This is a genomic window from Haemophilus sp. SZY H68 (assembly GCF_018829685.1).
GTDB classification, from domain to species: domain Bacteria; phylum Pseudomonadota; class Gammaproteobacteria; order Enterobacterales; family Pasteurellaceae; genus Haemophilus; species Haemophilus haemolyticus_K.
Genome location: NZ_JAHKKB010000001.1, coordinates 613,320 through 626,735, shown reverse-complemented (window position 1 = coordinate 626,735; position 13,416 = coordinate 613,320). Strand labels below are relative to the sequence as shown.

The 13,416-nt window shown below is 38.4% G+C and carries 12 protein-coding genes and 1 other RNA gene; 4 read left to right on the top strand and 9 right to left on the bottom strand.

What is annotated here, in order from left to right; genetic code table 11:
• Nucleotides 1-83: 83 nt before the first annotated feature.
• Together KP712_RS03005 and KP712_RS03000 are read right to left on the bottom strand one after the other, a co-directional pair.
• Nucleotides 84-890, bottom strand: coding sequence for an IS3 family transposase (locus tag KP712_RS03005; protein ID WP_252346400.1), 807 nt, complete (start codon nucleotides 888-890; stop codon nucleotides 84-86).
• A complete protein-coding gene (locus KP712_RS03000) occupies nucleotides 887-1,261 on the bottom strand; it encodes a transposase (RefSeq protein WP_215770546.1) in 375 nt (124 codons plus the stop codon). Before KP712_RS03000 ends, KP712_RS03005 begins: the two co-directional genes overlap by 4 nt.
• A gap of 223 nt (nucleotides 1,262-1,484) precedes the next feature.
• Here KP712_RS03000 and pntA point away from each other — a divergent pair, with 223 nt between their 5' ends.
• Nucleotides 1,485-3,023: a Re/Si-specific NAD(P)(+) transhydrogenase subunit alpha gene (gene pntA, locus KP712_RS02995; protein WP_118793831.1), complete on the top strand. Its 1,539-nt coding sequence runs from the start codon at nucleotides 1,485-1,487 to the stop codon at nucleotides 3,021-3,023.
• Between the two features lie 10 nt (nucleotides 3,024-3,033).
• Complete coding sequence (pntB, locus tag KP712_RS02990; RefSeq protein ID WP_005637794.1) at nucleotides 3,034-4,458, top strand: Re/Si-specific NAD(P)(+) transhydrogenase subunit beta; 1,425 nt, start codon at nucleotides 3,034-3,036, stop codon at nucleotides 4,456-4,458.
• A gap of 61 nt (nucleotides 4,459-4,519) precedes the next feature.
• Here the strand turns inward: pntB and KP712_RS02985 are convergent, their stop codons facing one another.
• Nucleotides 4,520-5,062, bottom strand: a complete 543-nt coding sequence (locus KP712_RS02985; RefSeq protein ID WP_215770545.1) for an HAD family hydrolase — start codon at nucleotides 5,060-5,062, stop codon at nucleotides 4,520-4,522.
• Nucleotides 5,063-5,071: 9 nt separating this feature from the next.
• The gene (locus tag KP712_RS02980) at nucleotides 5,072-6,007 is read right to left on the bottom strand and encodes a KpsF/GutQ family sugar isomerase (RefSeq protein WP_215770544.1); all 936 of its coding nucleotides are present in this window, start codon (nucleotides 6,005-6,007) and stop codon (nucleotides 5,072-5,074) included.
• A gap of 160 nt (nucleotides 6,008-6,167) precedes the next feature.
• Here KP712_RS02980 and rnpB point away from each other — a divergent pair.
• Nucleotides 6,168-6,544: RNase P RNA component class A (gene rnpB, locus KP712_RS02975), an RNA gene on the top strand.
• Between the two features lie 3 nt (nucleotides 6,545-6,547).
• Here the strand turns inward: rnpB and KP712_RS02970 are convergent.
• Genes KP712_RS02970 through KP712_RS02950 form a run of 5 tightly spaced genes read right to left on the bottom strand, consistent with a single transcriptional unit; the run spans nucleotide 6,548 to nucleotide 11,934 of the window.
• Nucleotides 6,548-7,345, bottom strand: a complete 798-nt coding sequence (locus KP712_RS02970) for an ATP-binding cassette domain-containing protein (RefSeq protein ID WP_215770543.1) — start codon at nucleotides 7,343-7,345, stop codon at nucleotides 6,548-6,550.
• A complete protein-coding gene (locus KP712_RS02965) occupies nucleotides 7,345-8,394 on the bottom strand; it encodes an oligopeptide/dipeptide ABC transporter ATP-binding protein (RefSeq protein WP_215770542.1) in 1,050 nt (349 codons plus the stop codon). The genes KP712_RS02970 and KP712_RS02965 overlap by 1 nt, the downstream gene beginning before the upstream one ends.
• Before the next feature lie 3 nt (nucleotides 8,395-8,397).
• Complete coding sequence (locus KP712_RS02960; RefSeq protein WP_215770541.1) at nucleotides 8,398-9,285, bottom strand: ABC transporter permease subunit; 888 nt, start codon at nucleotides 9,283-9,285, stop codon at nucleotides 8,398-8,400.
• Nucleotides 9,275-10,240, bottom strand: coding sequence for an ABC transporter permease subunit (locus KP712_RS02955; RefSeq protein ID WP_215770540.1), 966 nt, complete (start codon nucleotides 10,238-10,240; stop codon nucleotides 9,275-9,277). Before KP712_RS02955 ends, KP712_RS02960 begins: the two co-directional genes overlap by 11 nt.
• Nucleotides 10,240-11,934 (bottom strand): ABC transporter substrate-binding protein, encoded by a 1,695-nt coding sequence (locus tag KP712_RS02950; protein ID WP_215770539.1) that lies wholly within the window; start codon nucleotides 11,932-11,934, stop codon nucleotides 10,240-10,242. The genes KP712_RS02955 and KP712_RS02950 overlap by 1 nt, the downstream gene beginning before the upstream one ends.
• Before the next feature lie 69 nt (nucleotides 11,935-12,003).
• Between KP712_RS02950 and KP712_RS02945 the strand changes: the two genes are divergently transcribed.
• The gene (locus tag KP712_RS02945) at nucleotides 12,004-13,416 is read left to right on the top strand and encodes a YcjX family protein (RefSeq protein WP_215770538.1); all 1,413 of its coding nucleotides are present in this window, start codon (nucleotides 12,004-12,006) and stop codon (nucleotides 13,414-13,416) included.

Sequence of the window (13,416 nt, the reverse complement as noted above, 5' to 3'; positions counted from 1 at the left end):
TATGCGAACATTGTCGTTCATATCCTAAAATTTAATTTAGGATAAAAAATTATGATCTGCCCCCCAAAAGTTGGACAGGTTAGTTAACTTAAATATTGAGCTCGGTATTGCACCGGGCTCAATCCTTTGAAAGCAAGTTTAATGCGTTTTTGGTTGTAATACACTAAATATTCTTCAATTTCAGCCTGTAATTCAGCAATTGAATGATAAGTCCGAGAGTAAAAACACTCTGATTTTAGTATCGCAAAAAAACTTTCAATCACCGCATTATCGTAGCAATTTCCTCGGCGACTCATACTTTGCACTGCTTTACCCTCCAACATTTTCTCCCATTCCGCCGTGCCATACAATACACCTTGGTCACTATGAATAATCGGGCATTCTGTCGGTTTAAGCCGACTAAGCCCTTGTGCTAATATCTTTTTTACCAATGAAAACTTCGGGCGTGTCGCAAAGTTATAGGCAATAATTTCTCGGTTAGCCAAGTCCATCAACGGTGAAAAATAAAGCTTTTCTTGCCCAACATGAAACTCCGTTACATCCGTTACCCATTTTTGATTGAGTGCCGTTGCGGTAAAATCACGATTCAGTAAATTCGGGGCAATATGCGATGTTTTTCCACGTTTTCCATGTCTTTTCTTGCGTAAAATGGAATGAATACCTAACTCATTCATCAGCTTTAACACCGTTTTATGATTCAAATTAAAACCCAGTTGGCGTAATTTAAACGTCATGGGGCGATAACCATCTCGTTTTCTGCTCTTTTTATACAGCAATAAGATAGCCTCTTTTACCTCGTGATAATTTCGCTTAATCTCTTTATAGTAAAAGCTTGAATGAGGCATTTTAGCCACATGAAGTAAATCATTTAACGCATGGTCAGGCTTCAATCTTTCAATGATTTTTCTTTTTTCTGTCGTTGTTTTTGACGGTCGAGCGCCTCCAACTCCTTTAGATAAGCAATCTCCGCTCGAGCCAAGGCAAGCTCTCGTTGTAACTTTTTAAACGCTTTAGGTGAAAAGTCTGTAGTTTCTAGAATTTCAATGTCTTTCTTTTTCATCTTTGGCTTCACTATTTTCGGTGTTTGAAAGTTCGTATAAGGCGATTTTACGCCATCAAGCCCCCTTTCCCGAAATGCTTTTAGCCAATAAATGACGAGAGCATGGGAAATTTTATGAAGTTTAGCCACCTCACGGATACCATAATCCTGTTCGGTAACGAGTTTGATAATTTTCAAACGAAATTGATAAGAGTAGGACATAATCTGCACCTCAAAACCTGGATACCTAATTTGAGGTGTTTTTATGTGGGGTTTTTCGTGATCCCTATCACAATATCTTGTAAAACCACTTAAAAACGTTACCTATTTTCATTCAATCAATGATACAGTTGTATCCGTTTGACTTTTTGTCATTTTAACGATGAATAGGCGAAAGTTTGTTCATTAATCTCATCAACCCAATCATCAATCAGAGGGAAACAGTATGTTAATTGGTGTACCTAGAGAGCTGCTTGAGAATGAGAGCCGTGTGGCGGCAACGCCGAAAACGGTTCAGCAAATATTGAAATTGGGCTTTGACGTGATCGTGGAACACGATGCAGGTTTTAAAGCTAGTTTTGAAGATCAAGCATTTTTAGAGGCAGGCGCGAAGATCGGTACGTCGGCTGAAATTTGGCAATCGGATATTATCTTCAAAGTAAATGCACCGACAGATGAAGAAATCGCTCAAATGAAGGAAGGGGCAACGCTTGTGAGCTTTATTTGGCGTATGCAAAATCCTGAGTTAATGAAAAAACTCACCGCGAAGAAAATTAATGTGTTAGCAATGGATGCAGTGCCTCGTATTTCTCGTGCGCAAGCATTAGATGCGCTTTCTTCTATGGCGAATATTTCTGGTTATCGTGCTGTTATTGAAGCTGCGCATGAATTCGGTAGCTTCTTTACCGGGCAAATTACTGCTGCAGGTAAAGTTCCACCAGCAAAAGTGTTGGTGATTGGTGCGGGTGTGGCTGGTTTGGCGGCAATTGGTGCGGCAAATAGCCTTGGGGCGATTGTTCGTGCTTTTGACTCTCGTCCTGAAGTGAAAGAGCAAGTTCAAAGTATGGGTGCAAGCTTCTTAGAAATTGATTTTAAAGAAGAAGGTGGCAGTGGTGATGGTTATGCGAAAGTGATGTCGGAAGAATTTAACCGTCGTGCGATGGAGCTTTACGCAGAACAAGCTAAAGAAGTCGATATTATTATTACTACGGCAGCCATTCCGGGTAAACCAGCGCCTCGTTTAATCACCAAAGAAATGGTGGATTCAATGAAACCAGGTTCGGTGATTGTGGATTTAGCAGCTGCAACAGGCGGTAACTGTGAATATACGCAAGCAGGGAAAGTTGTTACAACTGAAAACCAAGTGAAAGTGATTGGTTATACAGATTTCCCAAGCCGTTTACCAACGCAATCGTCTCAACTTTATGGCACAAACTTAGTCAATTTATTAAAACTTTTGTGCAAAGAGAAAGATGGCAATATCAATATTGATTTTGAAGATGTGGTTCTTCGTGGTGTAACCGTTGTTCGTGATGGGGAAGAAATTCCACCAGCACAAATTCAAGTGTCTGCACAACCAAAACAAGAAACCAAATCGGCACCAGTGGCAGAGAAAAAAGAATCTAAACCAACAGATCCTCGTGTGAAATACGGTGTGATGGCAGGTGTTGGCGTGTTATTCCTTTGGTTAGCTTCCGTTGCACCAGCTGCATTTTTATCACATTTCACTGTATTTGTTTTAGCTTGCGTGGTGGGTTATTACGTGGTTTGGAATGTTAGCCATGCACTTCACACACCATTAATGGCAGTAACAAATGCAATTTCAGGCATTATTATTGTAGGCGCGTTATTACAAATTCGTCAGCCAACAGGCAATCTATTTATTGATGCCTTAGCTTTTGTGGCGATTTTGGTGGCAAGCATCAATATTTTTGGTGGTTTCCGTGTCACACAACGTATGTTAGCAATGTTTAGAAAAGGTTAAGGAGCGCACAATGTCTGAAGGTTTAGTACAGGCTGCGTATATTTTAGCAGCATTACTTTTCATTATGAGCTTGGCAGGACTTTCTAAACATGAAACTGCTAAAGCGGGTTGTTGGTTCGGTATTGTTGGTATGACCATTGCCCTTATCGCAACAATTTTTGGCCCTCATTCTGAAGGAACATTTTGGATCATTATTGCGATGATCATCGGTGGTGCAATCGGTGTTCAACGTGCATTAAAAGTAGAAATGACTGAAATGCCAGAACTTGTGGCGATTCTTCACAGTTTTGTCGGTTTAGCGGCTGTACTCGTAGGCTTTAATAGCTATGGTTTACACCATGAGGCGTTAATGCCAGAAGGATTAGATGCAGCAGCACAAGCCGCATTTGTAGCAGAGCAAGCAGTATTAACGAATATTCATAATGTTGAAGTATTTTTAGGTATTTTTATCGGTGCAGTGACTTTCACTGGTTCTGTTGTCGCATTTGGTAAATTAAGCGGAAAAATTAATTCAAAAGCATTAATGTTGCCACATCGCCATAAATTAAATTTAGCCGCACTTGTGGTATCTGCATTATTGATGGTTGCATTCTTGAATAATCCAGAAAGCATTTTCCCTGTGTTATTAATGACAGCGATTGCGCTTGCATTTGGATGGCACTTAGTGGCTTCAATTGGTGGGGCAGATATGCCAGTTGTGGTATCAATGCTTAACTCCTATTCAGGCTGGGCAGCGGCTGCAGCAGGTTTTATGTTGAATAATGATTTGCTCATCGTTACAGGTGCGCTTGTTGGTTCTTCTGGTGCAATCCTTTCTTACATTATGTGTAAAGCAATGAACCGTTCATTTGTGAGCGTAATTGCAGGTGGTTTTGGTAATGATGTTCAAGTTTCTTCAAGCGAAGAACAAGGCGAACACCGTGAAACTACGGCAGAAGAAGTGGCTGAATTGTTGAAAAATGCAAGTTCTGTCATTATCACACCGGGATATGGTATGGCTGTTGCACAAGCACAATATCCAGTTGCTGATATTACGGCAAAATTGCGTGAACGTGGTGTGAACGTTCGTTTTGGTATTCATCCTGTTGCGGGACGTTTACCTGGCCACATGAACGTGCTTTTAGCCGAAGCGAAAGTACCTTACGATGTGGTACTTGAAATGGATGAAATCAACGACGATTTCGCTGATACCGATGTGGTATTGGTTATCGGTGCGAACGATACGGTAAACCCAGCTGCGATGGAAGATCCAAATAGTCCAATCGCGGGAATGCCTGTGTTGGAAGTATGGAAAGCACAAAATGTAATTGTGTTCAAACGTTCAATGGCAGTGGGTTATGCTGGCGTACAAAACCCATTATTCTTCAAAGAGAATACGCAAATGCTCTTTGGGGATGCAAAAGATCGTGTTGAAGACATCTTAAAAGCATTATAAAAAACACGCATAAAAATAACCGCACTTGGGGTTGCCTAAGTGCGGTTTATTTTTAGGTATTTTATTGTCCCATATTTTTCACTGATTTTAGGAAACCTTGGGCGCTATCAAACACAGAAGATTTTCCCTGAGCTTGTAAAATCATATCGGACATTTCACGGAATGCGCCTTTTCCTCCATTAGTGGAAAGTACATGATCAACAGCATTTTTCACATAAATAGGGGCATCAGCCACAGCAAAAGAAGCACCACAAACAGAAAAGGCGGGGAGATCTACGCTATCATCACCAATATAAGCGGTTTGCTCGGCAGTGACGCCTGCTTGTTTCATAAGATCAAAACAAGCCGTTTCTTTTTCAAGTTTGCCAAGAAAGAATAATTTAATACCAAGATCGGCAATACGACGACGTAAAATAGGGGAGTCTCGACCAGAAAGCACTGCTACTTGAATACCTGCATCCATCAGCATTTTTATGCCTAAACCATCTCGCACATGAAAACTTTTAATCGCTTCACCATTAGCATCATAATGGAGTTGTCCATCGGTGAGCACGCCGTCCACATCAGTAATAACAAATTTAATATTTTCTAATTTTTGTTGCATTGGGATTCCTTAGTTTGAAAATTCCACTAAACCCACCACGTGATTTTCATCATTAACAACAACTAGCGAGTGAATTTTTTTCGCTTTCATAAAGTCTTCTGCTTTTGCTAGGAATTCATCTTGGTGAATTGTCTTAGGTGAGTTTGTCATAAAATCTTGTGCAGTTTTATTTAAGGTATCAGCGCCATTTGTCGTTAATGCTCGACGAATATCGCCATCCGTAATAATGCCTTTTAATTGATTATTCTCCATGACTAATGCAACGCCCATTCGGCCTTCATTCATTATAGTTAAGCAATCAGTGAAATTGGTTTCCGGTTTGATAATTGGTAAACGAGTTTGCATTTGATCTTTTACTTTACAGAGTAAACGGCGACCAAGACTACCACCTGGATGGAATTTAGCAAAGTCAGCGGGTTGGAAATTGCGTGCCGTAATGAGCGACACAGCGAGTGCATCGCCAAGGGCAAGCGTTACAAGTGCGGAGGTTGTTGGCGCTAGATTATTTGGACACACTTCTCGCTCAACAGTAATATCTAGAACATAATCTGCATGGCGTGCGAGCGTGGAGTTTTTGTTACTCGTCACGGCAATAATTTTATTACCAAAATTTTTTAAACTTGGAATTAGTTTATTGACATCATCAGTTTCACCGCTATAGGAAATTAACATCACGATATCAATTGGTTTCAACATACCTAAATCACCGTGGAAGGCTTCCGTTGGATGTAAAAAGAAACTTGGCGTGCCCGTAGAGGCAAATGTAGCCACCATTTTTTTGCCGATTAAACCAGATTTTCCTATCCCGCCGATGACTAATCGTCCTTCGCAAGCAAGGATTAAATCGACGACCTGATTAAAATCCTCGCCTAAACGCTGGCTGAGTTGTAAAAGTGCGTTGCTTTCCACTGAAAGGGAATCTTGTGCGATTTTTAGATAGTTCATTTTTCTTCCTAAAAGAGCGGTTGAAATTGGCGCTATTTTAGCGGAATCATAAAAAAATACGAATGAAAAATTAGGCATTATTGTTTATAAGATTGATGAGCAATATTCAAAAATTGGGGATTTTATTGACCGCACTAATGATTGCCCCTATACTACTCACCGAGTTGGTTAGACAATCGCTGGTTTATTGAAGCCCTTAACCGTATTTATACGACCTAGTGGGACAAGTAAACGAGAGGAAAGTCCGAGCTACACAGGGCAGAGTGCCGGATAACGTCCGGGCGGCGTGAGCCGACGACCAGTGCAACAGAGAGCAGACCGCCGTGTAAACGGTAAGGGTGAAAGGGTGCGGTAAGAGCGCACCGTGCCTCCGGTAACGGTTGGCAGCAGGGTAAACTCCACTCGTAGCAAGACCAAATAGGAATCCAATGAGTGGCCCGCTCAGGATTCGGGTAGGTTGCTTGAGCGGCAGAGTAATTTGTCGCCTAGAGGAATGATTGTCCACGACAGAACTCGGCTTATCGACCAACTCAATTTTTTCTAATTATTTATCCAAGCGTTCTCATCAAGAATTTTTCCAAAATGACTTTCAACTAAACGACGAGTAATTTCAGTTTGCGGTGCGCTAAATAATGTTCTTGGTGACCCATATTCAATCATTTTTCCCTCATCCATTACAATAACTTGATCGGCAATATGTTTAATCATGCCAAGATCTTGTCCAACATAAATATAGGAAATACCAAGCCGTTGTTGTAAATCTAATGTTAAGTTGAGTAGTTGTATGCGTACGGAAGCATCAAGATTACCCAGTGCATCATCAATAATGATAATTTCAGGTGATAGAATAAGAGCTCGAGCTAATGCAATTCGTTGTTTCTGGCTTACAGAAAGGTTTTTGATTTTCAAATTGGTGTAATCAGGATAAAGTCCAACAAGTAAAAGTGTATCAAAGATTTTTTGATTACGGTGCGACTCATCCCAATTAGTAGCCAGACGTAAAGGGGTATCAAGTATCTCACCAATATTTAATCGTGGATTGAAAGCTGAATTAGCATCTTGGAAGACCATGCGAATATGCTGGGCTCGATATTGGATATCATCATGTTGTAATTCATGATGATTAAATATAATACGACCTGAAGAGGGTGGAATTATACCCGCGATCATTTTGACCAATGTGGATTTTCCTGAGCCATTTTTCCCAATAATAGCGATTGTTTGCTGGCGTTCAAGAGAAAAACTTATATTTTCTACTGCATTAAAATAGCTGGTACCAAATAAGCGTTTTCGACCTTTGAAGGTTTTAGTTAAATCTTCTACTTTTAATAACGGCATTATTCATTTCCTTTACGATGGAGCGTTAATGGTGTAGTAGTGGTTTTTTCTTTAAAATTTTTCTCGCGAAGATTAACGGGGTAATGGCAAGAAAATTCATGTTGCTTAATTTTGGTCTTGTTCGGCTTTTCAATACATTTCTTTTGTGCGAAAGGACAACGTGGTCCAAGACGACAACCTATAGGCATTTGTTCTAGAATTGGTACTGTTCCTTCTAATGTACCTAATTTAGTTTTAAATCCTAAAGGCTGAGTAAAATCCGGGATCGCATTGATTAATGATTGAGTGTAGGGATGGTGTGGCGATGCTAATAATATTTCTGTTGGGGCAGATTCAGCATTTTGTCCACAATAAAGAACAGAAATGTGATCACACCATTCACTGATGCTTTTAATATCGTTATTTGCAAGTAAAATAGTCGTACCTTGGTTTTTGTTCATGCTAGAAAGTAATCGAAAAACTTGTAGCGCAGTCGTAGATTCTAGAGTATTCGTAGGTTCATCTGCAATGAGTAGACGAGGTTGGTTTGCTACGGCAATAGCAATCATTACTTTCTGACCTTCACCTTCAGTAAGTTCGCTTGGATAGCTGGACATAATATCATGGTGATCTTTAATACCAACACGGTGTAATAATTCAATAGCACGGCGTTTTTTCCATCCGAACCATTGCCACCATTTTCCCTTAAATGTCCAATTAGGAATATTTTGGATAAGCTGCTTACCGACTTTTCGACTTGGTTCAAGGCAAGAAAGAGGATCTTGGAAAATCATAGATATTTCTTTACCGACAAGTTTACGACGTTGATTTGGATTAAGCTTTAGTAATTCTACATCGTCAAATCGGAAACGATCTGCGGTGATAATCCAGTTTTCTTTGACCGCATTACAAATAACTTTGGCGATTAAACTTTTACCAGAACCTGATTCACCCACAAGTCCACCGATTTCTCCTTCATTGAGTGATAAATTAATACCGTCCACAATTTTAATGCGACCGTTTGGTGTTTTTATTTCAATATTTAAGTTGCGAATATCTAATAGTGCCATAAGTTATTCATAATATTGATTAATGGCTTTAATTAAGCCGTTACTAAAAATAATACTGAGTAAAATGGTGAAAATAATAGCAAAACCAGGTAAAAGTACTGTCCATGGCGCAAGATAGAGTAGCTCAAGTGAATCTTTGATCATCGCTCCCCATTCAGGTGTAGGACGTTGAGCGCCAAGAGATATAAAACTTAGTGCGCTGATATCTAGTACTGCAACAATAAAAGCCCGTGAGATTTCTTGAATATACACAACTGTGATATTAGGCAAAATGGTGGTTTTTAATAATGTCCAGTTAGAAATCCCCTCAAGTTTGAGCATGATGACATAATCTTTTTTTAATTCTTCTTGAATTGCGCGATAAATAGCATGAATAAAATAAGGTAAAATTGCGAATAGCGTTGCAAACATAGCATTCCATAAACTAGGCTCCATTAATGTGGAAATGATGATTGCAATAAGTAAAATAGGTAAAGATAAAAAAGCATCGAAAATATGCCCCACAAAACGTGCCTTTATCCCTTTTAACATACCAGCAATAATGCCAAGAGCCCCCCCAATGAGTGCGGTGGCAATGAGTACCAATAAGGAAGAGCCCAGGGTATAGCGAGTACCCATAATTAAGCGACTTAAAATATCTCGTCCTAGATCATCTGTGCCAAAGAAAAAAGCTATTTGCCCTTTATCAACCCAAGATGGTGGCATTAATTCTTGCCCAACAAACTGTGTGTTATCAGAATAAGGCGCTATCCAACTGCTGAAAAGTGCGGTCAGAGTTAACAATATTAATAAATAAAAGCTGAACAACGCAATGGTATTTTTGCGAAATAGTAGCCAAATTTGGAATATTGAGGTATTTTCTCGAAATTCTTCAGGTTCTTTATCTTGCATACCAACCTTTCTTTTTAAATGGATCGAGTATAAAAGTGATACTTTTAATTAAGGTATCAATTAAAATAATACATATACCAATAACTATAACTCCTGCTGCAATACTGTTATAGTCTTGTTCAGCTACAGCATTAATAAGCCAACGACCAATACCTGGCCAACCAAGTGCTGTTTCGACTAACATACATTGCGTTAGCACAAGTGTAAATACACGTGGCACTTGGGGTATCAATAATGGAAGGGTATTACGAAAAACATATTGATGTAAAATTTTCCATTTTGACCAACCTCGTGTTGTTGCTACTTTAGCAAAGTTTTGACAAAGAATGTATTCAGCCTGTTGTTGAATAAGACGAATAATTTCCATTGTAGGTAAAATACATAAAACAAGCGTAGGCAATGCTAGATGTTGTAAGACGTTTTGTATAATCTTAGTGCGATATGGCTCATTAACGAACCAAACATCAATAACTGGAAAGCCTGTAATCGGTATGATTTCATAGAGTAAATTATATTGTCCTATAGCGGCAATCTCCCAATGATTGATGGATGCGGTGTAGAGTAAAAGAGGTGCAAGCCAAAATATAGGAATGGATAAACCTAAATAGGATAAGCTTTGTAAACTTTTAGCAAAAATTTGTTGAGAGCTAACCGCTCTGATGATACCGAGAGGTAAGCCAAAGATAAAAGCTAATAAGAGTGCAGTAAAGCAAAGCTCTAGAGTAGGAGGTAATACAGTCAAAATTAAATCAATTAAGGATTTTCCTCCGTTATAAGTGATGCCAAAATCACCCTGTAACAATGTTTTTAAATAGATGTAATAAGCGTTATAGATATTTTGTGTGACAAGATCAGCATTGAGTGGATCACGCAATAAGATCATAAAACTGATTAAGGATAATACTAATAATAATATGATTATCCAGATAATATGACGAATAGCAGACCACAACATTAAGGTTTCTCCTTACTTAAATGTAAAGTCGAAAAATTTAGGCTACCAAAAGGTGTCATTTCAACACCTTTTACACGAGTATTGGCAACTAAGATGCGTTTTACATTCGCAATGGGAATAATGGGTAATTCATGTAATACGAGATTTTGAGCATCGTTATAAAAACGAACACGTTCTGCTAAGTGTGTTGTTGCAATAGCACTATCCATTAAATGATTAAAATCCTGATTACACCAATTAGATAAGTTAGTTACTTCATTTTGTGTATTACAACTTAAAATTGGTCGCATAAAACCATCAGGATCAAGATTCCCAGCTAACCATCCTGTAAGAATTAAATCATAATTTTCTGTTTTATTACGAAGTTGTTCACTTAAAAAAGTACGTGTTACTGCTCGAACGTTAATTTTAACTCCAGTTTGTGCTAAATCCCATTTTATCATTTCAGCCATTTTAAACGGTGCGGGATTATATACTTGTTCTTCATTAATGACCCATAAATTAAGTGAAAGATGTTTATTTTTTAAGACTTTTTGAGCAATTTTGGGATTATAATCAAACTCAAATTCTGGGCTATTAACATTTGATGCCCAAGAAACCTCAGGAATAATATTATTCGCAACAGTTGCTGTATTATGATAAATATTGTGAATAATACGCGCCCGATTTAAACTTTGCGAGATAGCTTCCCGAATAGTACGATCCTGCATGATCGGCTTATCAAAATTAAATGCTAAATATGCCAAGTTCATTCCATCAGTAGATTGCATATAATAGTGTTTGTCATCGCTTTTTAATAAACCAATTTGGCTAACATCAGGATAAGAAGCAATTTGGCATTCGTTGTTAAAAAATTTAACTAAACGACCATTTCGGTCAGTAGAAAGATCAACAACAATATTTTTGATTTTCGCTTCTTTTTTCCAGTAATTTTCATTACGCACTAAGCGGACATGTTGGTTATATACATAGTCTTTCACTTGATAGGGTCCCGTACCAACAGGGTGGGTATCTAATTGGGCAAGATTATCATCGGCACTGAGTTGATACGCATATTCTTGTGAGAAAATAATTGCATATTGGCTAGCAAGATGTGACAAAATAGATGAGTCTTGTGTAAATAACTCAATTTTGACTTGGTAAGGTGAAAGAGCGGTAACAGATTTAATTTTTTCGTTTAGCTTTATACTTTCAAAATATGGGAAATGTACTTTCTTAGCTTGTTCGTGAAATACACGATACTGTGGATTTTTATACGTAATAAGGTTTTCGCTTAATTGTGGCAAATAAGTTGTATGGCCAAGTACCCGATTAATAGAAAATACTACATCTTCTGCATTAAAATCGCGTGTTGGGGTAAACCATGGCGTTTGGTGAAATTTAACACCACGACGCAAATTGATTAATATTTCTTTTCCATCAGGTGAAATAGTATAAGACTGAGCAAGCACGGGTGTAACGTTCGCACTATGGTTTTTTATTTCAAAAAGTTTGTTATAAATTTGCTCTGTGACGACATTCATACTTGTGCCAGCGTCAGCAGTTTGTGGATTAAAAGAAAATCCAGAGGCATTAGTACAATAAGTTAATCCGTTTTCTGTTAGGTGTTCTGGTACGCGCGGAGCCGCTTGAAGTTGGGAATTCAAGCCAATACTAAATAGAAAACAGAAAAACGTAAGATTTTTGCGTAACATAACAAATGCATTGTGATAAATTATGTGTCAAATTGTAAGGCATATTAGTAAAAATGGCTAGGATATTGAATGTTTAATAGGGTTCAAAACGAAATCAATCAAATTATTAATCGTGGTTTTGACCGCACTTTGCGTTTAGCGGTAACGGGGTTAAGTCGGAGTGGAAAAACGGCGTTTATTACAAGTTTGATCAATCAACTTCTCTCCATTAATCAAAATTCATCACAGCACTTGCCCTTGTTTGAAGCAGCTAGAAATGGTGCGATCTTGGCGGTGAAACGAGTATCCCAACAAGATCTCAGCGTGCCACGTTTTGATTATGAAAGTAATTTAAATGATTTGTCACAAAATCCGCCTCAGTGGTTTCAGTCTACTCGTGGTGTGAGTGAAACACGTTTAGCAATTCGTTTTCAACGTCAATCTGGCTTGCTACGTCATTTGAAAGAACGCGGCACACTTTACCTGGATATTTTTGACTATCCGGGTGAATGGCTGCTCGATTTGCCGTTGCTAAATCTAGATTTTCAACAATGGTCACAAGAGCAAATCAAGGTTACAACTGGCATTCGTGAAGAATTGGCGCAGAATTGGTTTTCCATGTTGCAGGATTTGGATTTAAGTGCGGTTGCAAATGAAGATATTTTAGCCAAGATAGCAAAAAGTTATACGGATTATTTATACCAATGTAAGTCGCAAGGTATGCAATTTATTCAGCCTGGGCGATTTGTGTTGCCAAGTGATTTAGAGGGGGCGCCCGCATTACAATTTTTCCCATTAATTCATCTTTCGGAAGAACAGTGGCAAACCTTGAAAAAAACAGCCAAATCGAATAGCTATTTTGCTGTGCTGACAAAACGTTATGATTATTATCGCAATAAAATTGTGAAAGGTTTTTATGAAAATTATTTTTCTACTTTTGATCGTCAAGTTATTTTGGCGGATTGTTTAACGCCTTTAAATCACAGTCAGCAAGCCTTTTTAGATATGCAAATGGGCTTAAATCAGTTATTTAATAATTTCCATTATGGTAGCAGAAATTTTCTTCATCGTTTGTTTTCTCCACGAATTGATCGATTAATGTTTGTTGCGACGAAGGCGGATCATATTACTCGGGATCAAATTCCTAATTTAGTGAGTTTAATGCGCCAAATTGTGCAAGAGGGTGGTCGTCATGTGGAATTTGAAGGAATCGATACGGAATATACCGCTATTGCGGCTGTTCGTACCACAAAGCAAGTGATTGTAAATCAGCAAGGAAAAGAAATTAAAGCAATTCAAGGGATTCGTTCTATTGATAAACAACCGATTACGCTTTATCCAGGAACGGTGCCGAGCAAATTACCAAGATCAGAATTCTGGCAAAAACAACCGCACTTTGATTTCGATAGTTTTGAACCTCAGCCTTTAGAACAAGGAGAGAGCATTCCTCATTTGAGAATGGATGCGGTTTTACAATTTTTATTAAGTGATCGATTTGAATAA

Excerpts from the sequence above, each read along its gene's own strand:
- KP712_RS03000 (WP_215770546.1), bottom strand. The coding sequence starts at position 1,261 with ATGTCCTACTCTTATCAATTTCGTTTGAAAATTATCAAACTCGTTACC.
- pntA (WP_118793831.1), top strand. The coding sequence starts at position 1,485 with ATGTTAATTGGTGTACCTAGAGAGCTGCTTGAGAATGAGAGCCGTGTG.
- pntB (WP_005637794.1), top strand. The coding sequence starts at position 3,034 with ATGTCTGAAGGTTTAGTACAGGCTGCGTATATTTTAGCAGCATTACTT.
- KP712_RS02985 (WP_215770545.1), bottom strand. The coding sequence starts at position 5,062 with ATGCAACAAAAATTAGAAAATATTAAATTTGTTATTACTGATGTGGAC.
- KP712_RS02980 (WP_215770544.1), bottom strand. The coding sequence starts at position 6,007 with ATGAACTATCTAAAAATCGCACAAGATTCCCTTTCAGTGGAAAGCAAC.
- KP712_RS02970 (WP_215770543.1), bottom strand. The coding sequence starts at position 7,345 with ATGCCGTTATTAAAAGTAGAAGATTTAACTAAAACCTTCAAAGGTCGA.
- KP712_RS02965 (WP_215770542.1), bottom strand. The coding sequence starts at position 8,394 with ATGGCACTATTAGATATTCGCAACTTAAATATTGAAATAAAAACACCA.
- KP712_RS02960 (WP_215770541.1), bottom strand. The coding sequence starts at position 9,285 with ATGCAAGATAAAGAACCTGAAGAATTTCGAGAAAATACCTCAATATTC.
- KP712_RS02955 (WP_215770540.1), bottom strand. The coding sequence starts at position 10,240 with ATGTTGTGGTCTGCTATTCGTCATATTATCTGGATAATCATATTATTA.
- KP712_RS02950 (WP_215770539.1), bottom strand. The coding sequence starts at position 11,934 with ATGTTACGCAAAAATCTTACGTTTTTCTGTTTTCTATTTAGTATTGGC.
- KP712_RS02945 (WP_215770538.1), top strand. The coding sequence starts at position 12,004 with ATGTTTAATAGGGTTCAAAACGAAATCAATCAAATTATTAATCGTGGT.